Source organism: Paraburkholderia diazotrophica (assembly GCF_038900755.1).
GTDB classification, from domain to species: domain Bacteria; phylum Pseudomonadota; class Gammaproteobacteria; order Burkholderiales; family Burkholderiaceae; genus Paraburkholderia; species Paraburkholderia diazotrophica_A.
The window spans coordinates 325,410-348,467 of the sequence record NZ_JBBPEN010000004.1; the positions used below are offsets into that span (position 1 = coordinate 325,410).

Annotated in this window: 17 protein-coding genes and 1 pseudogene; 9 read left to right on the top strand and 9 right to left on the bottom strand. The window is 61.3% G+C overall.

The genetic code is table 11. The features are described 5' to 3' along the window. The first annotated feature begins 63 nt into the window (after window positions 1-63). The 3 genes from AABE10_RS15440 (at window position 64) to AABE10_RS15450 (ending at window position 4,466) form a co-directional block, all read left to right on the top strand. Window positions 64-399, top strand: a complete 336-nt coding sequence (locus tag AABE10_RS15440) for a hypothetical protein (protein ID WP_342934144.1) — start codon at window positions 64-66, stop codon at window positions 397-399. A gap of 123 nt (window positions 400-522) precedes the next feature. Then, complete coding sequence (locus AABE10_RS15445) at window positions 523-1,188, top strand: response regulator transcription factor (RefSeq protein WP_342934145.1); 666 nt, start codon at window positions 523-525, stop codon at window positions 1,186-1,188. After that, a complete protein-coding gene (locus AABE10_RS15450) occupies window positions 1,188-4,466 on the top strand; it encodes an ATP-binding protein (protein ID WP_342934146.1) in 3,279 nt (1,092 codons plus the stop codon). Before AABE10_RS15445 ends, AABE10_RS15450 begins: the two co-directional genes overlap by 1 nt. A gap of 513 nt (window positions 4,467-4,979) precedes the next feature. Here the strand turns inward: AABE10_RS15450 and AABE10_RS15455 are convergent. The 9 genes from AABE10_RS15455 to AABE10_RS15495 all read right to left on the bottom strand — a co-directional run bounded on the left by AABE10_RS15455 (window position 4,980) and on the right by AABE10_RS15495 (window position 17,248). Then, window positions 4,980-5,708, bottom strand: coding sequence for a response regulator transcription factor (locus tag AABE10_RS15455; RefSeq protein WP_342934147.1), 729 nt, complete (start codon window positions 5,706-5,708; stop codon window positions 4,980-4,982). 35 nt (window positions 5,709-5,743) lie between these two features. After that, window positions 5,744-6,457: a response regulator transcription factor gene (locus AABE10_RS15460; RefSeq protein ID WP_342934148.1), complete on the bottom strand. Its 714-nt coding sequence runs from the start codon at window positions 6,455-6,457 to the stop codon at window positions 5,744-5,746. A gap of 62 nt (window positions 6,458-6,519) precedes the next feature. Next, entirely contained in the window at window positions 6,520-6,900 is a 381-nt protein-coding gene (locus tag AABE10_RS15465) for a transposase (RefSeq protein ID WP_342934149.1), read from the bottom strand. 87 nt (window positions 6,901-6,987) lie between these two features. Continuing rightward, on the bottom strand, window positions 6,988-7,305 hold the full coding sequence (locus AABE10_RS15470) for a hypothetical protein (RefSeq protein WP_342934150.1): 318 nt from the start codon (window positions 7,303-7,305) through the stop codon (window positions 6,988-6,990). Between the two features lie 4 nt (window positions 7,306-7,309). Further along, the gene (locus AABE10_RS15475) at window positions 7,310-9,061 is read right to left on the bottom strand and encodes a methyltransferase domain-containing protein (RefSeq protein ID WP_342934151.1); all 1,752 of its coding nucleotides are present in this window, start codon (window positions 9,059-9,061) and stop codon (window positions 7,310-7,312) included. A 7-nt stretch (window positions 9,062-9,068) separates the two neighbouring features. After that, window positions 9,069-14,504 (bottom strand): filamentous hemagglutinin N-terminal domain-containing protein, encoded by a 5,436-nt coding sequence (locus AABE10_RS15480; RefSeq protein ID WP_342934152.1) that lies wholly within the window; start codon window positions 14,502-14,504, stop codon window positions 9,069-9,071. A 527-nt stretch (window positions 14,505-15,031) separates the two neighbouring features. Further along, window positions 15,032-15,772: a response regulator transcription factor gene (locus tag AABE10_RS15485; protein WP_342934153.1), complete on the bottom strand. Its 741-nt coding sequence runs from the start codon at window positions 15,770-15,772 to the stop codon at window positions 15,032-15,034. A 202-nt stretch (window positions 15,773-15,974) separates the two neighbouring features. Then, the gene (locus AABE10_RS15490; RefSeq protein WP_342934154.1) at window positions 15,975-16,811 is read right to left on the bottom strand and encodes an EAL domain-containing protein; all 837 of its coding nucleotides are present in this window, start codon (window positions 16,809-16,811) and stop codon (window positions 15,975-15,977) included. Next, entirely contained in the window at window positions 16,811-17,248 is a 438-nt protein-coding gene (locus AABE10_RS15495) for a transposase (RefSeq protein ID WP_342934155.1), read from the bottom strand. The genes AABE10_RS15490 and AABE10_RS15495 overlap by 1 nt, the downstream gene beginning before the upstream one ends. Before the next feature lie 601 nt (window positions 17,249-17,849). Here AABE10_RS15495 and AABE10_RS15500 point away from each other — a divergent pair. The 6 genes and pseudogenes from AABE10_RS15500 to AABE10_RS15525 all read left to right on the top strand — a co-directional run. Then, window positions 17,850-18,065 (top strand): annotated as a pseudogene (locus AABE10_RS15500) (response regulator); the annotation flags it as partial. Between the two features lie 18 nt (window positions 18,066-18,083). Then, entirely contained in the window at window positions 18,084-18,425 is a 342-nt protein-coding gene (locus tag AABE10_RS15505) for a response regulator transcription factor (protein ID WP_342934427.1), read from the top strand. A 150-nt stretch (window positions 18,426-18,575) separates the two neighbouring features. Further along, on the top strand, window positions 18,576-20,009 hold the full coding sequence (locus AABE10_RS15510; protein WP_342934156.1) for an MFS transporter: 1,434 nt from the start codon (window positions 18,576-18,578) through the stop codon (window positions 20,007-20,009). Window positions 20,010-20,063: 54 nt separating this feature from the next. Next, window positions 20,064-20,864 carry an N-acyl homoserine lactonase family protein gene (locus AABE10_RS15515; protein WP_342934157.1) on the top strand — a complete coding sequence of 267 codons (801 nt, stop codon included), beginning with the start codon at window positions 20,064-20,066 and terminating at the stop codon, window positions 20,862-20,864. 13 nt (window positions 20,865-20,877) lie between these two features. Then, on the top strand, window positions 20,878-21,663 hold the full coding sequence (locus AABE10_RS15520) for an SDR family oxidoreductase (protein ID WP_342934428.1): 786 nt from the start codon (window positions 20,878-20,880) through the stop codon (window positions 21,661-21,663). Continuing rightward, window positions 21,653-23,050 (top strand): MmgE/PrpD family protein, encoded by a 1,398-nt coding sequence (locus AABE10_RS15525; protein WP_342934158.1) that lies wholly within the window; start codon window positions 21,653-21,655, stop codon window positions 23,048-23,050. The genes AABE10_RS15520 and AABE10_RS15525 overlap by 11 nt, the downstream gene beginning before the upstream one ends. Window positions 23,051-23,058: the final 8 nt, after the last annotated feature.

Sequence of the window (23,058 nt, forward strand, 5' to 3'; positions counted from 1 at the left end):
CTGAGTCTGCATGGCAACGCGAATCGCGCAATGGTGTCGACTGCGCTCGCGTTTTCTGCGTCGATGGTCATCGTGACGGGCATGTTGCTGGCCGCGAGCGAGCAGCTTCGTCGATCGCAGTTGTCCAATCCGCTGCATATGCCGTTACGTGGCCTGGAGCCATCGATGCGGCAAGCCGCGCACGCGTCCGTCGAAGAAGATCAGGGATGCCTGGGAGCGGCGCCGGATTGCGCGCTGTGTGCAATGGGCGGCGGCAGCTTGCGCCTTGCCTGCCAGCACCGCGCCCGCTGCGGTGGCGAAAAGACATGCAACGCTTCATTTTCGTCAGGGCGGAAGGGCTTTATTCACATTTCTGTTCACAATGAACAGCGCACGTTCGACTCGCGGATTTCTCAATAAAACCAGGCATGTCTTACAATGTAAAGGGCCGTATACCCAACCCGCGGAGATTGTGATGAACCACGTTGTTGGTCTGTTCGATCTGTCGAGGCAAATACCAACGGCTCTTCATTCGGTGCGTTCATGAGCGGCACGACGCGTAATGTCCGGGTCGTGCTGGCAGACGACCACCCGATCGTCCTTTTGGCAATTTCCGACACGTTCGCCGACATACCGGGCTACACGGTAGCGGCAAAGGCCCATTCGGGCGCTGAACTCGTTCGCCTGCTCGAAAAAGAACCCGCGGACCTCATCATCACCGATCTGGTGATGCAGGGCGACGAGGAGGTCGAGCTCGACGGTCTGCGTCTCGTCAGCATGTTGCGGCGCGCGCATCCGCAGATACCGCTCGTCGTCTTTACGATGGTCACGAGCGGCGGCATGTTTCATGAGCTCTGCAAGATGGGCGTTGCCGGGATCGTGAGCAAGGAAGAACCGACCTCCGAGCTTGCGCAGATCTGCATGCGGGCTTTGGTCAGCAAGGAAACGGTCATTTCGCCGAAGATCCAGCAGCGACTCGCGCGCGAAGGCGCGCGCACGAAAGACCTCGGCCGCGAGCAAAAGCTCTCGCCGCGCGAGCTTGAAGTGGTGCGCCTTTTCGCGCAAGGTCTCTCCGTGACGGAGATCGCGCGCACGTTGAGCCGCTCGGTGCCGACCGTCGCGACGCAAAAACGCTCGGCGATGCGCAAGCTGCATGTCGAGAACCACGCTGAACTCGTCAAATACGCAACCGAGATGGGACTCGCCTGATGGAGCGTCTCTTTGCTTCAGGGCAGGATTCGCCCCTCGAGATGCTGCGGATGCTCGAGCGCAATCTGAAGCGCGAGCGTCGCATCTTTTCCGTTGCCGTTGGATTGCTGATTATCGCCGCGCTATCGGCAGCACTCGTCACGGCGCTCACGTTGGTGAATACGTCGCTCAAGCGCGAGCAGGAATCGGTGCATCTGATGACGACCAATGTGAATGCGGCGCTCGGCGCCCAGCAAGCCATGTTGACGACGGGACGGCTGCTGCTCGAACTGAGCGGACAGGGCCTGCTCGGTTCACCCGTCAGCAGGAGCGGCGACAGGTGCGTCGCCTGGCGGCGCGACCATAGCGAAACGCGCATCCAGTTCGCCTGTGACGAAGCCGTGCAACTGCTCGCGCGCAGCAGCCGCGCGCCGACGCTGCAATTCGGCCTGCTCGATGCAAGCGCGTCATACGGATACGGCTTCTTTTCGGCAGACGCCAATGTGCGCGAACCGAATGGCGAAGACCGGCTCGCGATACTGTCGCACTGGATAAAGGCAACCATGGCGGCGCGCGATATCGATCAACTCGATGCCGTGCGAGAGCGGCGCACGATGTGGTTCAAGGCACCGCCTTCGCTCGGCTTCCACGCGCATACGTTCATCGCGTTTTCGATTGTCGCGAAGGACGATCAGCCTTATGCGTTCGTCGCGACGAGAATCGATCTGGACCGTGTGGTTGCCGACTCGATCCCCGAGTCGATGGAGTCCGATGCCGCGTTGTTCGACCCGCAAGGCGAATTGCTGGCGGGCGACGCGGCCGCGAATGTCTTTTACGCTGAAAAGCACCTGCGGCCGGGACCGACAGGCGTCTTTCGCTGGATCCCGGGACATGGCTGGGGCGCGCGCTCGCAATCGCTGATCTACGACATCGGGCACATCGTGCTTTCGCTGCCGGTCTATAAGGATCTCGCCGCGAGGCGCACGGAAGCATTCGTCATCCTGGTCCTGACTCTGGCGCTGGTCGGCCTGCTGCTGGCGATGTACCGCTACTGGAACTACCGCTATCTCACGCGCACTTATGACCAGGCGTGCCTCGCCGTGGAAGGCGAAATTCTCAATCACCTGCTGGTGCACGCGACGCCCGTCGGCTTGTGCATCGTCCTGCGATACGACTTCCGGATCATCGCGGCGAACCAGATCGCGCGCACCGTGCTCGATCTGGGCGAAACGCCGACGCGGTTGCCGCTCGGCTTGTGCGAAGCCTTCGAAAAGCGCGGCATTTTGCCGACGCCGACGCGAAGCGATGCAGGTATCGAACAGTTCGAATATTCGCAGCCGCGGCCCGGCGCTGACGATCTGCACCTGAAGATCGCGTTTGCGCCTGCCGTCGTCAACAAGACGGATGTGCTCTTCTGCGCGATCGCCGACATCACCGAGCAGCACGAGGTAGAAAGGCTCTTGCGCGCGGCGAAGGAAACGAGCGACAACATGGCGAAGGCCAAGCTCAATTTCTTCGCGTCGATGAGTCATGAGATTCGCACGCCGCTTGCGTCGCTCGTCGGCAATCTCGAACTGGTGGCGCTCGGCCCGCTCGCCGCCGAACAGGCCGCGCGTGTCCAGACGATGCAGGCATCCGCGGGCGCGCTGTTGCAGGTCGTGAACGACGTGCTGGATTTCTCGAAGATGGACATCGGCGAGATGCGCCTCGCAGAAGAGTGGAGCGGCATCCGCGAGCTGATTCTGCGCGTGATGGCCGCGCACGCGCCGCTCGCAAACCGTCAGGGGCTGAAGCTGTTCGTCGTGATCGATCGCGAGTGCCCCGAGCGGCTGCTGTTCGATCCGATTCGCGTGTCGCAGATACTGAATAATCTGCTGGGCAATGCGCTGAAATTCACGCACTTCGGCAAGATCGTCGTTCGTGCGGACTGGCGCGACGCGGCGCTTCAACTGAGCGTCGCGGATACGGGCGTGGGCATTCCCGACGAACTGCGTCAAAGGCTCTTTCAGCCCTTTACGCAGGGCGAAGGGCATCGGCTCACGCAGGCGCGCGGGACGGGACTTGGCCTTTCCATTTGCGCGCGGCTATGCGAGCTGATGCGAGGGCGGATCGCGGTCGAAAGCATCGAAGGCGTGGGCACGCGCATCGTGGTTTCGCTGCCTTTGCGCAGCGAGGCGCCGGCGGCGCCCGTCGACGAACCGCTTGCGGGGCACCCGGCCGTTCTGTGCCGTGCATCCGAATACCGCGAGTGGTTCGATGGCCTTGCCGATCCGCGAGCGGGCTCGTCGACCTATGTCGACGTTGACAATGGCGTGACGCAGCTTGACGGCTGCGACTATCTCATTGCAACCGATGAGTTTTCCGCAGCCGATATCGCACGTGTCTGGCAAGACGCGTCCCGCGTGATCCGGATGACGCAAGACGGTCCACTGGTGCCCGTGATTCGCGACGATGGTTCGCTGGAAGTGAGCATCTTCAGCCTGCGCGGCTTCAGGCAGGCAGTGCAGTCGCTGATGCAAGGACCGCATGCGAAGGCGCGTCTGTTCGAGCCTGCCGCGAGAGAGCGCGCGGCGAGGGCGCAAACGAACGAGATGCCGGCCGTTCTTGTCGCCGAGGACAATCTGCTGAATCGCGGGCTGCTGCGCGATCAGCTTCTGACGCTAGGCGCGAAAGTGATCGAAGCCGCCGACGGCGAGGAAGCGCTCGCGTTACTCGGCAAACTTCATGTCGATATCGTGCTGACCGACATGGACATGCCGAAGATGACGGGAGCCGAGCTGCTTTCCGCGATTCGCGCGAACGACCCCGATCTCCCCGTGTATGCGGTGAGCGCGAGCGCGAGTGCGCAGGATGTCGAGCAAGGGCGCGCGCAGGGCTTTACCGACTATCTGACGAAGCCCGTGGCGCTGTCGGTGCTCGCGGCCGTATTGGCGACGACGCCCGAAACGCAGTACGAAACGAGTTCTGACGACGATGCCGACGACGAACTGCCGCCCAGGTTTCCCGCTGTGCCCCCCGCATACGTGCGGACGATCGTGCAGCAGACCGACCTGGACCTGGCCGCGCTTCACCCGATTCGGGAGCGCCACGACACGCAGGCGCTGCGTCACTGGGCGCACCGCGTGTCGGGCGGGCTGTCGGTGCTGGGGCCGTCGATGCTTCACGACCAGTGTCAGGAGCTTCGTGCGGCGATCCGCGAATCGGGGAACTGGTCGGAAGACGTCGAGACATTCGTGTCGATCGTGCAGGCCGAACTGACGGAACTGCGCGATCTTCATATGGCCTCGCTTCATGACTAGCGTTTCGGCGCGAGTCATGTCGTTCACGGCAATTCAATCGATTTCTATATCGACGGCCCGCACGTCCCGCTAAAGTTCTGCTCTCAATTCACTCCCTTTGCCATTGACGAATACGCGCGGAATCGGCCGCGCGATAGCGCCAGGCTAGCTATATGTCCCGTTCCATCTTTCGTCGGCGCCGCGTGGTCCGTGCGCGCATCGGTACTATTCTTTTTCTGTTCGCGTGCGCTGTCGTCGCACTGTCATGTGCGGCCAAAGCGTTCGCGGCGTCGCGTGCGGCTCACTATGCGACGCCGGAATCAGAACTGCGCAAGCTCACGATGTCGCACTCGACGAATGACGATGCGACGGATCTGACTGAAACCGATAGTCGGCGAGAGGCGTGGGTATGCGAGCCAGTTCAGGTGAGCGGAGCATGCCGGCGCCTTGCGGTCGGCAAAACGTTGCCCCGCTGACGATGCGTTTGCGTACCGTGCACCCCGTCGTCTGGCGCGCACGGCGAAGGCATAAATGCTACGCGACGACGTGAGCCGGGATCAGCGTCTCGCGATGCATCTTTTTCGATCGCATCAGCCGATAACCGTTCTTGTAGACGGGCTGCAGCCGGAAGCCCTGTCTTTCTTCTATTTGCAGCAGTGTGCGCAGCTTCGATACGGTGCTGTCGATCGTGCGAGTGGGCGCTCTGAGTTCGCGGCCCCACACCACAGAGAAGATGTGCTCACGCGACAACACCTTGTCGAGGTTCGAGAAGAACATCAACGCAAGGCGGTACTGAGTGTGAGAAAGAAGAACGGGCGTACCGTCGATCTTGACTATTTGTCGCGACGGTTCGAATTCGTAAGGCCCCACGCAAAATTCGTGCTGCGCCGCTTCTTCCGGATAAGCGCGGCGAAGCACTGCGCTTAGCCGTTCGCGGAATTCCGCGCGGCGCAGGGGCAGCGCGACATAGTCATCCGCGCCGCAGGCGAGCGCGCGCACCACACTTTCCTCGGAGACATCCGCCGACGCGAATATGACGGGCACCCGGTCGCTTCGCACGTACCGCAATGAACTGAGCACATCCGCGCCCGACAGCACCGATGCATGCCAGTCGAGCACGACCAGATGCACATTGGACTTGCCGAGTGCAGTCGACAGACTGAGGCCGTCAGTAAGCTTCAGGCAGCAATGACCCGCTTCGACAATGGCCTGCTCGAGCAGATTCGCTTGAGCGGGGTCGCGCTGAAGTATGGCGACGCGCATGTATTCCGTCCTGACCACCTGGGCGCGAGAGTCCGTTAGCGGACAACTACGTCGGCATTGGCGGCTCTCAGGTCCGTCAGCCGATATCCGATCTTGTAGACCGATTGAATTTCGAAGCCGCTGCGGCCATCGATTTTCAGCAGGCTTCTTATCCGCGATATGTGGCTGTCGATTGTTCGCGTTGCTTCGACGAATTCCCGTCCCCATATCGACGCGAAAATATGATCTCTCGACAGCAGGCGGCCAATGTTCGAAAAGAGCAGTTCGGCCAGGCGGAATTGCGTATCCGACAAAATCACGCGCTCGCCCTGGAAAGAAACCGTGAGCCGGTTCCGACTGAATCGATAGGGGCCGAGTTGATATTCGGCGTCCTCGGCTGGCTGCGGATAGGACCGGCGCAACAGCGCATCGACGCGAAGCCGGAACAGCGAAAGATTGACGGGCAGTCCGATGTAGTCGTCCGCGCCGAGCGTGAGAGCACGCATTGCGCTCTCATCCGAGTTGTCCTGCGAAGCGAATACGACGGGCAGACGCGTGCCGCCCGTTGCGCGGATATTCCTCAACAGGTCCGCGCCTGAAAGCCGTCCAACGCGCCAATCGAGTACCAGCAAATCGACGGAGGAACGCGACAGCATTCGCAGCATGCACAGGCCATCTTCTTGACGCGTGCATGTATGTCCTGCATCGACGAGGCTGATTTCCAGATGCTTTGCAAGAGTCGCATCGCTCTGCAATATCGCTATATGCATGAGTAGCTTTTGGTTTTATTTGAACAATTCCGATGCCTCGGACTCGCGCGACGATGCGCCTGCTAGATCGCCGGCGCGGAGTGCTTTGCCGGATACTGCGTATCGGCCACGCCGGGCGGCGCGGATATCGACGCACTTATCCGCGCGCCCATTTCACGATGCAAGGCGGCACAGTCCTCGCCGTATAGCGTCTGGAATACGTTTTGCAAAACGCCCGTATCGCGCCATGCCATAAAGCGCCGGTGACACGTCTGATACGGGGGATATCGGCGCGGCATGCTGGCCCACGTCGCGCCATTGACGATGATCCACAGGACGCCGTTGAGCACGGCGCGCGTGTTCGCCAACGGCCGGCCACGCGAAACCGGCCGGGGACGCAACTCCGGCAGCAGTCGCGAAACGCGTTCCCACTCTTCATCGGTCAGCTCGCGATAAAAGGGCATTTGGCTCTCCTTTGAAGACCGTATGAACGTTAGCTGTCGGGCGCGCGGGCGTATATCGAATTCATTCGAATTTCACCGGCTGCGAAATCAGCGAAGCAGGTTGAAGATCCAGAGGCTCGCCGTCACGCCAGATACGAGACCCATCGCGCGCCCGATCAGCATGCTGTCGATATCCTGGTCGAGCAGGAAAGGGCTGCGGCGATCGCGCAGCAAGGTGCGCAGCAGCAGCGGGCGAGGAAACACGATGCATGCGGCCGCGCCGACGCCGATCAGTATCTGTCTCACGCCCAGGCTTCCATTCAACGCAGGAGCAGGCAATGCAGGGATCACCATCAGGATCGTGAGGGTGACGATTGTGGTCAGAAACAACCCACCGAACATCTTGTCGACAGAGTGTCCGAACATGTTTCTACTCCTTGCGTTCCGTTCTTTCGGCGATGAGTTGCAGCATGTGGCCATTGATGCGCGCGACGACTTCCGACCAGTCGCATCCGAAGGGCCGGCGGAATAGCCGCATCGTCGGATACCACGGGCTGTCATCGCGCGTGTAGTGCCAGCGCCAGTCGCCATATGACGGGAGCATCAGCCAAACGGGTTTGCCCATCGCGCCCGCGACGTGCGCGACGGATGTATCGACGGTCAGCACGAGATCGAGTGCTTCGACTGCGCTGGCCGTCTCGGCCATCGTGTTCAGGTTCACGCCGACGTCGTGGAAATTCGGCAGTTTCTTCGCGTAGTCCGCCACCTCGTCGGCGCCCGCGCCTTTTTGCAGGCTGAAGAACTCGACGCCCTCGAGCCTGAACAGACTGTCGAGCACGGAGAGCGACGGCATCGACCGCTGATGATCGTTTTCGTGCGTGGGATTGCCCTTGAACACGATGCCCACTTTCAGCTTGTCCGCGGCGACCTGAGGCAGCTTCGAAGGCGTGCCTCGCGGCGCGCGCAGGTAGGGAACCGTCGCCGGCAATGCCTCCAGATCGAGCGGCATATACGCGGGAATCGCATGCGGAAACACCCAGTAGTCGAGCGCAGGCAGTGCGCCGATCTGCTCGACGCCGAGCACGTCATCGGGCTTGCACGACGCCTTGTAGAGATCGAGCAGCGGCGCCTGGCACACGACTGTTACGCGTCGCGCGCCGCACCGTTCGCGGAAGATCTTTGCGAAGCGCAGAAAGAAGATCTCGTCGCCCAGGCCGAACTCGCTCCAGATCGCAATGCTCTTTCCGACGAGCGATTGGCCTGTCCACGCGGGCACCGTCGACGGTGGTTCGACGGTCGTGCGTCGATTCCAGCCCAACGGGCCCATCACCGCCTCGCGCCACACGAAACCTTGCCGCAACTGGCCGCGCGAGATCGCATGCAACGCACGGTAGAGGCGCGCCATATGTTCGCCGGGCAGCCGTTCGCACCCCTGCGCCCAAAACGCGTCCACTTCTTCGGGCACGTTCCAGCGCAGCATTTCCATCATCGTCCTGTGATAAGCCTCGAAGCGATATGGGTACAACTGGATTGCCTGCTTGCATGCGGCCATGCTCTCGCTGGCGCTGCGCGCGCGCGACGCCGCTTCGAGTTGCGCGCCCAGTGACGGCACGTCGCGTTTGCGCAGCACGATTTCGATCGCGCATTCCGCGACGCCGTGCGCCGTCTGATCCGCTTCGCGGCGTTTGTCGTCATAGTGTTCGCGCACGAGCGCGATGCGCTCGCACTCCGCTACATGCGACATCTCGCGTACGAGATCGATCACGTTGATGGAGTTGGGCAATGCCTTCGACGGCTTGTGTACGGTGTAGCTCGCCTTGTGATTTCGGTTGAAGCGGCTCGGCCATTCCCCTTTGCCGTACAGATCTTCGTCGGGCACGGTGACGATCGCATAGCCGCCAGGCTTCAGCAGATCGAGCCAACGGGCCAACGCCTTATGAGGGTTGTCCTGATCGGCGAGGCAATGGCTCGCATGCACGAAGTCCATCGACGCATCTTGCAGCCCCGTGATCGTCACCGCGCTGTCGTGCGGTACGATCCGGCGCACGCTAGGAAACAGGTGCATGTAAGCGCTGAGAGGATCGGCGCCCGGCCGGATGTCGACACCCTCGCCGGAGAAATACCGCTGCACGAACACGGGTTCGCGCGAGCGGCGCAGCGCTGCTTTGCTCGTCTCTTTCACGATCGCCTCACGCTGCCTTCGAGACTTGCGCGGCTTCGATCTGCTCTAGCCAGAGCGCCTGCATGCGCTCGCCGAGTATTTCCGGGCGGCCCTTGAAAATGAGTTTCTCGACGGCCTTCGGCCCTGCCAGCGAGCGCGCCAGTTCACGACGCTCGGCGGCGTTGTCGATCAGGCGCAGCGCGGCGGTCTTGTATTCATCGTTTGTCTTCGCGATCAGGCACTCGGGGAAGCCCAGGCGGCGGAACATCCCTTCGTCGATATGCTCGTGCACTTCGCGTCCCGTCTTGCACACGCCGACTAGACCTGCCCATACCGTATCGACGATGCCGTTCGTGTTGCCGAACGGGAACGGGTTGAGGAACAGATCGCACTCGGCGATGACCTTCATGTAGTTCGCGTAGTTCTGATGCTTGTGTACGACGGCCTTGTCGCCCATCAGACGGCGCACGAGGTTGCGCACTTGCGGGAACGTGAGACCCGTTGCCTGGCCGACGAGAAAATGAAACTCGACGGGCACCGACGCCTCGTTGGCAATCGCCGCGCACGTCTGCAGGAAGCCCGGATTCATCTTGATCGTCGTACCCGCGACGGCGATTTTCACGGGGCCCGATTTCGTCGCGCGCTTGCGTGGCAGATCGAGTTCGAGCATGGCTGCGGGCGGACGGTACGGCATGCCGTCGGAAGGCAGCTTCAGCAGCTTTTCGCTGAAGCACGCTTCGTCACCGACGTAATCTTCTTCGACAACGACATAGTCCATCGCATGGCCGTGCGTGGTGGCCGGGTGGCCGAGTGCCATCAGTTGAAGCGGCGCGACGCGCAGGCATGCGAGGGCCATCGTGATCGGGAACATGCCGACGCTCGGCATGTACATCATCTGTGCCTGGCGCGCTTCGCTCACTTCGCGCACGTGGCGCACGTTCTCCCACAGGTTGGCGCCCTTTACGGGGATGAACTCATGGAACACGGCCTGGCCCGCATCGTCGACACGTCCTTCGAAGCCCATGCCGACCAGATGGAACTTGTCGCGCATCGCGACCATCGTCTGCGAGTGCGTGCGGTAGATCGAGTGGTTCTTCGAGAACCATTCGAGCACGACGAGCACGACGAGCACGACGGGCTTGCCGTCGACGACGGGCGCGGCCTTGCGCTGCACGTCATGCAGGCCGAGGCTCGCGAGCTTGCGGCGGATCAGCGTGTTGATCGGCTTCTTGATGTCGTGCTTACCATTGGTCGACGTACCATCGATGCTGACGTTTCCGTTGTCCGTGGTATTGATGGAGCCGGTATTGAGGTTGACACCCGTTCCATTCGTCGATGAACCGGCAATGGAAATCTCGCCGTCACCCGATGTGTTGATCGAACTGGTCCCGTTCTGAAGAACACCCGTCCCCTCGGTCGAGTTGCCATGCACGGTTAATGTGCCATTGTCGGTTACACCAATATCATTGGCCCGGAGGACAACGCCAGCGCTGGTATTCGACTGACCATCAATGCTTACGGCGCCGTTGCCCGAGATATCCAGGCTGGTAGAGGGGGCGAGCCAGGCTCCGGCGCCGGTATCTGATTGACCTTTGATGTTCAACTGGGCAGCGTCAGTGAGGTTGGTGCCACTCCAGCCAATGAAGCCATCCGAAGTGGTGGATGTCCCGGTAAGATTGATCTGGGCGTCACCCGATTCGTTCCAGTTTGAGCCGGAGTTCTTTTGAACGCCATAGCCGTTAATCGACGTACCGTTCGCGTCCAGCGTGGCATTCTGTGAGAAGTTCGACGTCCCTCCGATGGCAACACCGCTCCCGTTCGTGCTGTTGCCCGAGAGGACGATCGCAGCATTGTCAGTCGCGTTGCCGTTCAGGGTGAACGAAGCACCCGTGCCGTTCATGCTGTTGCCCGAGAGGACGATCGCAGCATTGTCAGTCGCGTTGCCGTTCAGGGTGAACGAAGCACCCGTGCCGTTCGTGCTCGTGCCGGAGACATCCAGCGTGCTGTTGCCGCTTAGATTTCCGGTAAAGGTCGACGAGGCACCCGTGCCGTTCGTACTGGTACCGTTGACATCCAGCGTGGCATTGCCGCTGAGATTCCCGATAAAGCTCGACGAGGCACCTGTGCCGTTCACGCTACTGCCCGTCAGGTTGAGCGTGGAATCGCCCGAGATATTGCCTGACAGAACGGCACCTGAGACCCCGGTTCCCGACGAACTGGTGCCGTTGATATTGACGGCAGCCTGGTTGCTCTCCGTGATGTCCGTGCCGTAGCTGTAACCGTAGGCAGGGTTGCCGGTCGATACGCCCGCGCTCTGCGTCGACGTGCCCGTCACGTTCAGCACCGCACTGTCGGAAACGTTCCAGGCGTTGTCAAACATGTTCACGCCGTTAGCACTACCACTCTGCCCGTCGATATTGACCTTTGAACTTCCCGTTTCCGTGATGTAGGTTTTTACGATGTACGGTTCGACACCAGAAGCCACGCCCCAGCCCGAAGTAGAGCGACCCACTATGTTGACGCTGGCGTTATCCGCTGTCTGGAGGTTTGCGCCGTAAATCTCTGTACCGATACCGCTGCTACTCGTGCCCGCCACATTCATGGAAGCGCTTTGCGAGACCTGGTAAGTGCCGCTGATGTATGCACCCGCGCCGTTCATGCTCGTGCCGGAAACACCCAGTGTGGCATTGCCGCTGACGTTTCCGTTAAAGGTCGACGAAGCGCCCGTACCGTTCGTACTCGTGCCGGTGACATCGAACGTGCTATTGCCGCTGACATTCCCGGTAACGCTCGACGACGCACCCGTGCCGTTCGTGCTCGTGCCGGAGACATCCAGCGTGCTGTTGCCGCTTAGATTTCCGGTAAAGGTCGACGAGGCACCCGTGCCGTTCGTACTGGTACCGTTGACATCCAGCGTGGCATTGCCGCTGAGATTTCCGTTGAAGGTCGACGAGGCACCCGTGCCATTCGTGCTCGTGCCGTTGATATTCAACGTGCCATTGCCGCTGATATTTCCCGTAAGACCTGTGGAAGTACCCGTGCCGTTCGTACTTGTGCCATGAATATCGAGGATGACATTGTCAGCGATATTCACGACACCGCCGATGCCGTCGTAGCTACCGCCGCTTGCAACGCCGGTGCCTGTTGATGATGTTCCTGAAACCGTGATCGCAGCGTTACCTGTGCCGGTGAAATTAGCAGCGGTCGAAACGCCCGAGCCACTGATGCTTTTACCCAGAATATTCAGTGCACCGTTCGCATTGACAGATACCAGGGAAACGTCGTCGGTCTGCGGCTGACCAAACTGGACACCGTTGCCAGTTGAAGAAGTGCCCGAGACGTTGAACGTACCGTTATCCTGTACGTTAACGCTGCCACCGCTGGCATATGCCCCGGCCCCACTCATTATCAATGTACCGGCGCTGCTGCTGGAGGTACCGTTGAAGTTCAGCGTGCCGCTATCCTTCACCATGACGGTTGAATTCGTCCAACCGGTTTCAATACCTACGCCATTCGTCGACGTCCCCGTAACGTTGATCGTCGAGCCCTGAGTAACCGCAAGCGTTCCAGTCGTAAAGTAGACCCCCGTACCGTTGACTGAACTACCTTCGATCGTCAGCGTGCCATGGCCGATCTCCGTAAAGTTGCCACCCACGATCACGCCCGAGCCCGTATTCGCAAAACCCGTAATCGAACCACCACCGACGTTCGTTACAGTGCCGCCGAACGCGAGGCCATTGCCGCCGCTCTGTCCGGACACATCTGCATAGGCAGTCAGATTGCCGCCATTCAGATCAATGGTGCCGCTCTGTTGCCACAGCGTGCCGGTGTGGTTGTGGCCCGCATCCGCCGTCAGATTCAGATTGAGCACATCCGACGTCGACGTGATATTGCCCTTGAGCGTAATGTTTCCATTGGCCGCCAGCGTCAGATTCGCCGCCGCGCCACCGCTCTTGACGATATCCGCGCCCGCGTTCTGCACGATATTGCCCGTCGCCGTGCCCGAACTGGCCGTCGTGATCGTCACGTCCGTGCCGCTGCTCAGCGTGTTGCTGATCGTCTGGTTGTTGACCGTCGCGCTCGTGTTCGTGCCGCCGCTGAAACCGCCGCTCACGTTGCCCGAGTAGTTCGAATCCGCGCCCGTGCTGATCGTCACGTCCGTCGGATCGATCAGCCATTGCCCGGCCTTGCCGTTGGGCGCCGCTGCGCTGACCGAGCCCTGCACGTCGAGGCTATGGCCCGAGGTCTCGACAAAGCCGCCGTTGCCATGTGCCGAATCGGCCTTGATGCTTGCGCCCGCATCCACCTGCGTGAAGTTCGCGAAGTTCACGTTATCCTGCAGCATGCCCGCCGCCTGCGTGCCCGCGAGCTGATGCAGGCTGTCACCACCGATGATCACCTTGCCGCCCGCCGCGTCGCCGCTCACGTCGATCGTCGCGTTGCCGAACACGCCCACGCGATCGCCCGAGAGCACCACCGTGCCGCCCGTGCCGCCAGCGGCCCTGTTCGATGCGTCGATCGTGCCCGTCACCGCGACGTCGCCCGTGTTGCCCGCGTCGGCCACCACCGTGCCCGCGCGCGTGACGCCCGACATGTTGACCACCGTGTCGAGCAGCGTGTTGCTGCCGCGTGCCGTCAGCAGCACCGTGCCGTTGTCGGCCTTGATGTTGCCGCTGTTTTCGACCAGCGCGTTGGCCGTCGCATTGGTCAGCGTGAGCTGGATGCCCTGGCCGTTGGGCAGCGCGACCGTTGCGCTGTCGCCGGCGGCGAGGATCACCTGGCCGCCGGGCGTCGTCGAGATCGTGCCCGTGTTACGCGCCTGGTCGCCCATCAGCGTCACGTAGCCCTGTGCCTGGATCGTGCCGTCGTTGATGACGCTGGCGTTGGTGCCCGTCGAATTCAGTTGCAGCGGGTTGCCCGCCATGAACGCATTGCTGTCGATCGACTTGGTCGTCGCGAGCAGCGAGCCCACGTTGACGACGGCGTTCTTGCCGAACAGCACGCCGTTGGCGTTCTGGATCAGCACCTGGCCGTTGGCGAGCAGCGACCCCTGGATGTTCGAGGCGCCCGCGCCCGTGACGCGGTTCAGCGCCTGGGCCTGCGCGTTGGGCTGATTGAACTGGACGGTGTTGCCCTGGCCGACGTTGAACGAGTTCCAGTCGATCACGGTGCGCTGGCTGCCCTGATTGATGGTCAACGTGTTGCCGTTGGGCTGCGAGATCGTCGCCTGACCGGCCGTGACTTGGCCGCCCGTGGGCAGGGCCTGCGCGTGCGCGATGTCGGGTTGCGTGACGAGCAGGGCGAGTGCGAAGGCCGTCATCGTCGAGATGACGCCAAGTTCTGCGCCGCCTGCTGCGGCTGTGCCTTCGCCGGGCTGCTTGCCCTGGCTCATCACGTTTTCTGCGACTGCGACCAGCATGCCGAGACGTTTGCTGAAGACCCGGCGAAACCGATTCTTGTTCATGTGTGGAAGACTTCCGTGTAATTGAATGTACCGCCCCGACCTGGACGAGCGCGGACCGCATGAGGCGCTGGCAGATGTGTGGCTGATGGGCGGCTCACACCTGTTACATGCCCTTGACAATCAGGAATCCGATGGCTCGATAGGCACATGAGAAGCTTGAATCGCTCAGGTGATCTGGGTCGTCACCGACGAGTCGCAGCTTCGGAAAAGTTCTATTTCGAAGCGTTCGCGCGAGTCAAAGCCGCTCTTACGGATTCCCGAAAATGAATGGTAGGGAGAGGGCCGGGTGGGCTATATAGAAGAAATTCGAATTTGCATGCGCATCGAAAGATCGCATGGCGCAGGCCGCGAAGGAGGGGCAAGGCGGGCGCCACGGAGCATACCGACGCCGCATGTCGCGTTGTGCGATCGTCGCGGCAGAGAGCGCGCGTGCGACGCTTCAGTTCAAGGAAGGGCGAGCGCCTCAACGAGAGCGGCTGAGGCGCTATGGAAAGAATGTCGCAAAGAGGGGGCGATCAACCGCCGGATTACGCAACCTCAAGTATCTGGTCGGCACTCGACCTGTCCAGCCACAGACCGTGCCCAGCGGCAAAGCGATACATTTCGGACTCGCCGGAAAAGCCCATTCGCTTGCATGCCGCCGTGCGCTGAGTGCTAATGGTATTGGGGCGGCGATGGAGCAAGCGGGCCGTCTCGCAGACGGTCAACCCGCACAGCATCAGCCCGGCGACTTCCATCTGCCGTGGTGTGAGTCCAGCGAAACGCCGCAGTTGAGGTAACGCGTCGAACTGTTCCCGTGCGGCGCGTATGAAAGGCGAAAAATAGCGCGTACCTGACGCAACGCGCCGAACGGCGGCTACTACCTCTGACATCTCTTCGCGCTTGCTGACGATACCCGCAACACCTCGCGTGACCAGGCTTCCGATCAGGAACGGATCTTCGAACTCGCTATACACGAGCACGGGCAACTGCGGATACTCGGTCGAAACGGATGCAAGAAGACGCCATCCATTCAGCGCGCGTTCGTCAGGCATCGAGTAGTCCGTTATCAACACGTCGCAAGCGGCGTCATTGAGCAACGCCATTAGCTGCGAAGAATTGCTTACTTCCCCTGTCACGATAAAGCCGTCGTTTTCAAGCGCTTTGCGAAGTCCGTATAGCACGAGCGGATGATCGTCGGCGATCGCAACTTTGATGCATTTATCTTTCACATTCATCCCTCGAAAAAGCGAATTGATGTCTCTTTCAATTCGACGGCTTGCCAGCAATTTTGGCCGTCTTCGTCTGTTGATATCACAACGACATGCGCGGGGGCAACGGAAATGCCATTCCGATAATATGGGGCCGATGATCCGATTTATATCGTCGACTACCGTGACGTCGCTTTTTCGACGTCGCCGCGAGCAGAAGTTGATTGAGGTACTGCCTCTTATGATCCGCTTCAAACAATAGCCGACGTCGACGGATCGCTTATATAGAAGGGGGTTGAAAATGAATGGCGAGTGGGCTGTGCGACAACATGTCCATCAACGCCTGTTGAGGGAGTGCTCGCGACATGGCAAATCCCTGGGCGAAGTCGCAGCCGGCCGTGCTCACTCGTCGAAGGTCGGCAGCCGTTTCAACACCCTCGGCCGTAATGTGCAAACCGAGACGCTTGCCGAGCAGTACGCAGGCGTCCAGCGCCGCGCGAGTTCTCGTGTCGTTCTCCGCATGCTGCACGAAGGCGCGGTCGATCTTCAGCTCGGTGAAGTGGCACTGCATGAGGCGCAGTAGTGAGTTGTGGCCAATGCGGAAGTCATCGATCGCGATTCCCAAGCCGCAGGATCGCAATTCTTTCGTCGCTTCGGGCAGTGCGGCATTGTCGTCAGCCGAACCTGTTTCGACGATTTCAAGCACGATGCGCTCTGGCGCCACGCCGCTTTCGCGGACGATCCGGAGCAGACGCTCTCGCGCAGTGCGTTCTCCGATCACACTGGCCGGAACGTTGACCGAAACAGTAAGTGGATAACCCGATGCCGCCCAGTCCTGCTGCGCGCACAGCGCCTGCGACAACATCGAATGCGTCAGGTTCTGGAGCGCGGCAGGCGTTGCGCGTTCCAGTAGTCCCGCCGCAGACGAAGCGCCATGAACGGGATCCATCACGCGCGCAAGTGCCTCCACGCCGACGATTCTGCCCGTCGCAAGCTCGAATTTCGGCTGGTACCACGCCAATATGGGCGGCAAGCCGTTCTCAGCTGGCCATTCACCGGCATTTGAATGTTGGCCGCCCGGATAGTGTTTGCAGGCTGTTTGGGCTTGCGTGTGCATCACGTGCCTCGCATGGCTTCCAGCGACTGCCTGTGCTGTAGCACGGAATGTTTTTGCTGCCGCGAGCGTGACCGGGTTTTGATCGACTGGAGCAGCGTCTCGGCAGATTCGCCGAACAGTTGCGGAAGCACTTCGTCGAGCAAGCCCTGTTGCGACCACATCTTGAAGCGGCGATGACACGTGCGGAAGTCTGGCGCGCGTGTCGGCAATGTGGCCCACGGCGCACCGTTCGAGATAACCCAAAGCACGCATTCGAAGACGTCCCGATTACGATAGCCAGGGCGGCCGCGCGTTTCGATCTTCGGCTCGCGCTCGAAGATCGGGCTTACGCGAGTCCACTGCTCGTCTGTCAACACGGATTCGAATTTCACGTTCATATCGCTCTCCAAGAATGCTTCCAACGATACAAACGTGAGCGGGCCGCTTCCATCGAACAACTTCGAATCTCACCGGCTCACGCGAATGAACGTCGACTGAAAAATGGAAATCCTTATATCGTTCGCGTGCAAAAAAAAGCGCACCACGTAGGGCGCGCCGAAATCGGAGAGAAAAAGACATATACGCGATCTCGAACCGCGTGCATCCAGACTACTCGTGACGACTGCTCGATGCTATCGAAGGAATTCGAAAAATTTTTCTTTGCGCCGCGCACATCGGGAAAGTGGTGCTTGCTGATAACGTTCATCGCATGAGCGATGAGGCGATTTTGTCGCGAATGGCCGGTTTCTCTGGTGGAACGGTTCGAGTCTTCAGCATTGGGAGTTGTTTGATATACGCCATCGTCTGGTCTTGCATATCGTTCACGACGGGCGCGAGTCTGATTAAGGTCGCCTTTTGTGTCTTTCGCTTTTGCATTCGAACAACACAATGCATGCGAGCGGATGACGAAAACGTCCGGAACAACCATTCTCCTGGTCGCAAGGCTAAGGAATTCGATAGCTCTGCAAGATTATGGCGAATATAACGGACCGCATGAACGTCGCTGTCGCAGACGATCATCCCATTGTTGTCCTGGCGATTTGCGACGCGTTGGCGGTCATGCCGTCGCTCAATGTGATCGCCACCGCGCGTACGGGGACCGAGTTGCTGCGCGTCACGAAGACTGACTCCGTCCAGTTGATCGTCACCGATCTTTTCATGCATTCGAAAGACCCGGACGACGATGGCCTCAAACTCGTTCAGCGCTTGCGCCAGCAGCGGCCTGAAACGCGTATCGTCGTCTTCACGATGACGACGAACAGGGGCGTTCTCCATCAATTGTGCCGTCTCGGCGTGGGGGCCATCGTCGGCAAGGACGAGGATGTCAGCGTGCTGGCGAGGATATGCACGCGCGCGCTCGTCGAGAAAGAAACGATACTTTCTTCGACCATCATGCGCAGCCTTTCGATGGTGGGGAAAACGCAAAGAGATTTGCACCGTGCACAACCGTTGTCTCCACGCGAAACAGAGGTCGTGCGGTTGATTGCAAACGGGATGTCGCTGACGGAGATCGCGCGAAAGCTGAATCGCTCGAAAGCGACGGTTGCGACGCAAAAGTACTCGGCCATGCGCAAACTGCACTTCGAGAACGGGGCAGATCTGGTCCGCTTCGCATCCGAATTCGGCCTCGGCTGACGCCACCCGCCCCCGTCACACCCGGCAATTTATCTTCTTGACGGATTGTATGACAGGAATATAATCCGTCAAGAAGCAGACGGTCTGCCTTCCGCCGATCCGAAAGAAGGCCCGCCAGTCGAAGAACGCCAATGTGACGGAGACAGCACCATGCAGATGGATGCCAATATCGGAGCGCGTCTGGACAGACTTCCTCTGTCTGGCTTCCATTGGCGTCTGCTGGGCCTGATCGCGGCCGGCATGTACTTCGATTCGTTCGACATCTATATCGCCGGTACGGTCCTTGCGGCGATGGTCCACAGCGGCGAGTCCACGCTGAGCCTCAACGCGACGTTCGTCTCTGTCACCTTTGTCGGCATGATGGCGGGCGCGTGGCTTTCCGGGCTGCTCGGCGATCGTTTTGGCCGCCGCTTCTGCTATCAGTTCAATCTCGGCATCTACGGCTTCGCGTCGATCGCGGCGGCGCTTGCGCCGTCCATCTACTGGCTGATTTTCTTCCGTCTCGTGATGGGCATCGGCATGGGTGCGGAAATCGTCGTCGGATACGGGACGCTCAGCGAGTTCATTCCCGCCGACTGGCGTGGCCGCTTCGGCACGATCCTCAATCTGATCATCAATACGTCGCTGTTCCTGTCGACGTTTCTCGGCTGGCTGATCGTGCCGCACTACGGCTGGCGATGGATGTTCGCGATTGCGGGATGCGGCGCGCTGATCGTGTGGTTCCTGCGCAAGTCGATGCCCGAATCGCCGCGCTGGCTCGCATCGCGCGGACGTGCCGACGAAGCGCGGCAGATCGTCGAGCGCATCGAGACGGCGTGCGGCAGCACCGCCAGCCGCACCGCGAGTGTCACGGAATCAGCCACCGAGCCGTCGATGCGCGAGTTCTATTCCAGCGACACCGGTGAAGTCAACGATACCGGCCGTCTCGGCGATCTGTTCTCGCGCCGTCTGCTGACGCGCACGATCACGGCCATCACGGTTCTCGTCGCGCTGTTCACGGTCAACTATGCGTTCGTCAGCTGGATACCGACGTTCCTCGTCAAGCAGGGGCACAGCGTATCGAACTCGCTCGGCATCACGGCGCTGATGTTCGCGGGCGGTCCTGTCGGCTCGCTGATTGCATTTGCACTCGCCGAGCACCTTGGCCGGAAGTGGGGCATCGTACTGTTTTCGCTCATCTGCGTGGGCTTCGGCATTGCGTATCCGTTCGCGCAGTCGGCGGTGGCGATCACGGTGCTCGGCTTTGCGATCACGTGCTGCATCTATGTGCTGTCGTCGTTCAGCGTCGCGACGTATGTGCCCGAGCTGTTCCCGACGCAACTGCGGCTGCGCGGCTCGGGCCTTGCGAATACGGCGGGCCGCGCCGTCAGCATCGTCGTGCCGTATGCGGTGGCGAGCGCGTTCATGCGTTTCGGCATCGCGGGCGTGCTGACGCTGATCGTCGGCACGCTGCTGCTTCAGGCGTTGATCGTCGGCGTGCTCGGCGCGGAAACCAAGCAGCGCTCGCTCGAAGCGATCGCCGCCGATGCCGGCGTCACGAGCGCGGAAGCACAGGAGGGACGCGCGGCGGCTGCAATGGAGTGAATGGCCGCGCGCGCATTTGCACACGATTACCCCATGACAAAGGACACGTGAGACATGTCATCGCCCGCTGAGAACTACCGGATCTACGCAGTCAAGTACGCGCATTTCGAACGCCGCTCTGGCGACAACTTCATCGGCGGCGACTCTCATGATGTGCCGATGCCGCTCGATTACTTCGTATGGGCCGTGGTGGGCGAATCGCGCACGTTCATCGTCGATACGGGCTTCGATCAGGCGATGGCCGACAAGCGCGGCCGCACGATCACCAACACGGTCGAGAGCGGGCTCAAGCAGATCGGCATTCGCGCGGACGCTGTCGAAGACGTGATCATCACGCACATGCACTACGACCACGCGGGCAATCACTCGCTGTTTCCGCGCGCGCGTTACCACGTTCAGGACCGCGAGATGGCCTATTGCACGGGCCGCTGCATGTGTCATCACGCGCTGAGTCATCCGTTCGAACCCGAGGACGTGAAGTCGATGGTCGGCCGTCTGTTCGAAGGGCGCGTGCAGTTTCATGAAGGCGCATCGGAGATCGCGCCGGGCTTGAGCGTGCATTGGGTCGGCGGCCATACGAACGGCCTGCAGATCGTGCGCGTGCATACGCAGCGCGGGTGGGTCGTGCTCGCATCCGATGCGTCGCATTTCTACGCGAACATGCAGGAGCATCGGCCGTTTCCCGTCGTCTACAACGTCGGCGACATGATCGAAGGCTATGAAACCGCGCATCGGCTGGCGAGTTCGCCGAACCACGTGATTCCCGGTCACGATCCCGCCGTGCTGACGCGCTATCCGTCGCACGATCGCGAGACGGAAGGCTGGATCGTGCGGCTCGATGCTCAAGAACGATAAGGCGAGACGGCACATGACGTTGAAAGGCAAGGGCGCACTCGTCACGGGTTCGTCGAACGGATTGGGGCTCGCGATGGCGCGCGCGCTCGCGGGCGCTGGCTGTGACATCGTGCTGCATGGCCTCGAAGCGCCGCAGCAGATGACGCGTACGACGGACGAGCTCGCGAACGCTTTCGATGTGAACGTCGGCTATGTGCAAGCCGATCTCGCGACGCCGGCGGGCGTCGATGTGCTGATCGGCGCGGCGCGCGAGCGCGTGAGCTCGCTCGACGTGCTGATCAACAACGCAGTCGTCCGGCATTTCGCGGGCATCGAAGCGTTTGCGCTCGAACACTGGAACAACGCGCTCGCGGTGAATCTGACGGCCGCGTTTCGCGCGATTCAACAGGTGTTGCCCGGCATGCGCGAGCGCGGCTGGGGACGCATCTTCAACATGACGTCGGTGTACGGCACGCGCGCTGTCGTCAATCGCGTCGACTACGTGACGACCAAGACGGCGTTGCTCGGCCTCACGCGCTCGGTGGCAATCGAGACGCTGAATCAGGGCATCACGTGCAACGCAATCTGTCCGGGCTCGGTGCTCACGCCGAACATCGACGGCCGCATCCATGCATTGATGGACGAGCGCGGCCTGAAACGCGGCGACGCCGTGCGCGAATTCCTGAAGGGCAAGCAGCCGACGGGCGAACTCGTCGATGCCGCGCATGTCGGCGATATGGTCGTGTTTCTGTGCGGGCCGTCAGCCAGCCAGATCACGGGCGCGACGATGCCGATAGAAGGAGGCTGGCTTGCAGGCTGATTCCAGCACCATGCGCGACGTGCGCAACGGCGCATTGACCCGCACGCTCGCGCGCTTCGTCGCCGATACGCGGTGGCAAGACCTGCCCGCCGCCGTGCGCGGCGAAGCGAAACGCGCGCTCGTCAATTACTTCGCCGTCGCGCTCGCGGGCTCGCACGACCCGACGCTCGACAAGGCCGTGTCGGTCTATCGCCGCTTTCGCGCCAATGACAATGCGACGATCGTCGGCCGCAGCGAGCGCACCGACATGCTGAACGCGGCCGCGCTCAACGCGATGAGCGCAAACGTATACGACTTCGACGACACACACATCCCGACGATCATTCATCCGACGGCGCCCGTCGCCGCCGCGCTCTTCGCGCTCGCCGAGTCGCATGCGACGAGCGGCGAAGCGCTGCTGCTCGCCTTCGTGCTCGGCGTCGAAGCGGAGTGCCGCATCGGCAATGCCGTATCGCCGGAGCACTATCAGCGCGGCTGGCACATCACGTCGACATGCGGCGTGTTCGGCGCGGCGGCCGCCGTTGCGAAAGCGCGCGGGCTCGATGAAAACGCAATCGCGTGGGCGCTCGGCAATGCATCCGCGCAAACGGGCGGTCTGGTCGAAACGCTCGGCACGATGTCGAAGAGCATCAGCGTCGGCAATGCGGCGCGCAACGGGTTGCTGTCGGCGCTGCTCGCCGAGGACGGCTTCTCCGGGCCCGATGCGCCGCTCGAAGGCGAGCGCGGCTTTCTGCGCGTGAGCGCGTCGAATCCGGACTGTCATGCGCTCACGCAAGCGCTCGGTCGCGAGTGGGCGTTGCTGAGCAACACCTACAAGCCGTATCCGTGCGGCGTCGTGCTCAATCCGGTAATCGACGCATGCCTCGACTTGCGGCGCATCATCGGCAACGACATACGCTGGTCCATCGACGATATCGAGCAGGTCGAGCTGACAGGTCATCCGTTGTTGCGCGAGCGCACCGACCGGCCAGGCGTGCGCACGGGTCGCGAATCGCAGGTCAGCGCGCAGCATGCGGTGGCCGTCGTGCTGTCGCGTGGCAAGGCCGGGCTGGAAGAGTTCAACGATGCCGCCGTCGCCGATCCATCGCTGCGCGCGCTCGCGAACCGTTTGTGTTTCGTCGATGACGCATCGTGGCCCGTGGAATCGGCGCAAGTGACGATCGTGCTGCGCTCGGGCGAACGTCTGTCGCATCGCGTGCATGCCGCGCGCGGCAGTCTTGCCGCGCCGCTCGCGAACGTCGAGCTTGCGGACAAGCTGCATCGCCTCGCGGCATTTGGACGCTCGGGCATCGATGCGCAACCGCTCGTCGATCGCTTATGGAAGTTCGAGCACGAACCCGACGCGGCCGCTGTCGTGCGTCTCACGCGCGCTCGCGGCTCGGATTGACGCAGGTT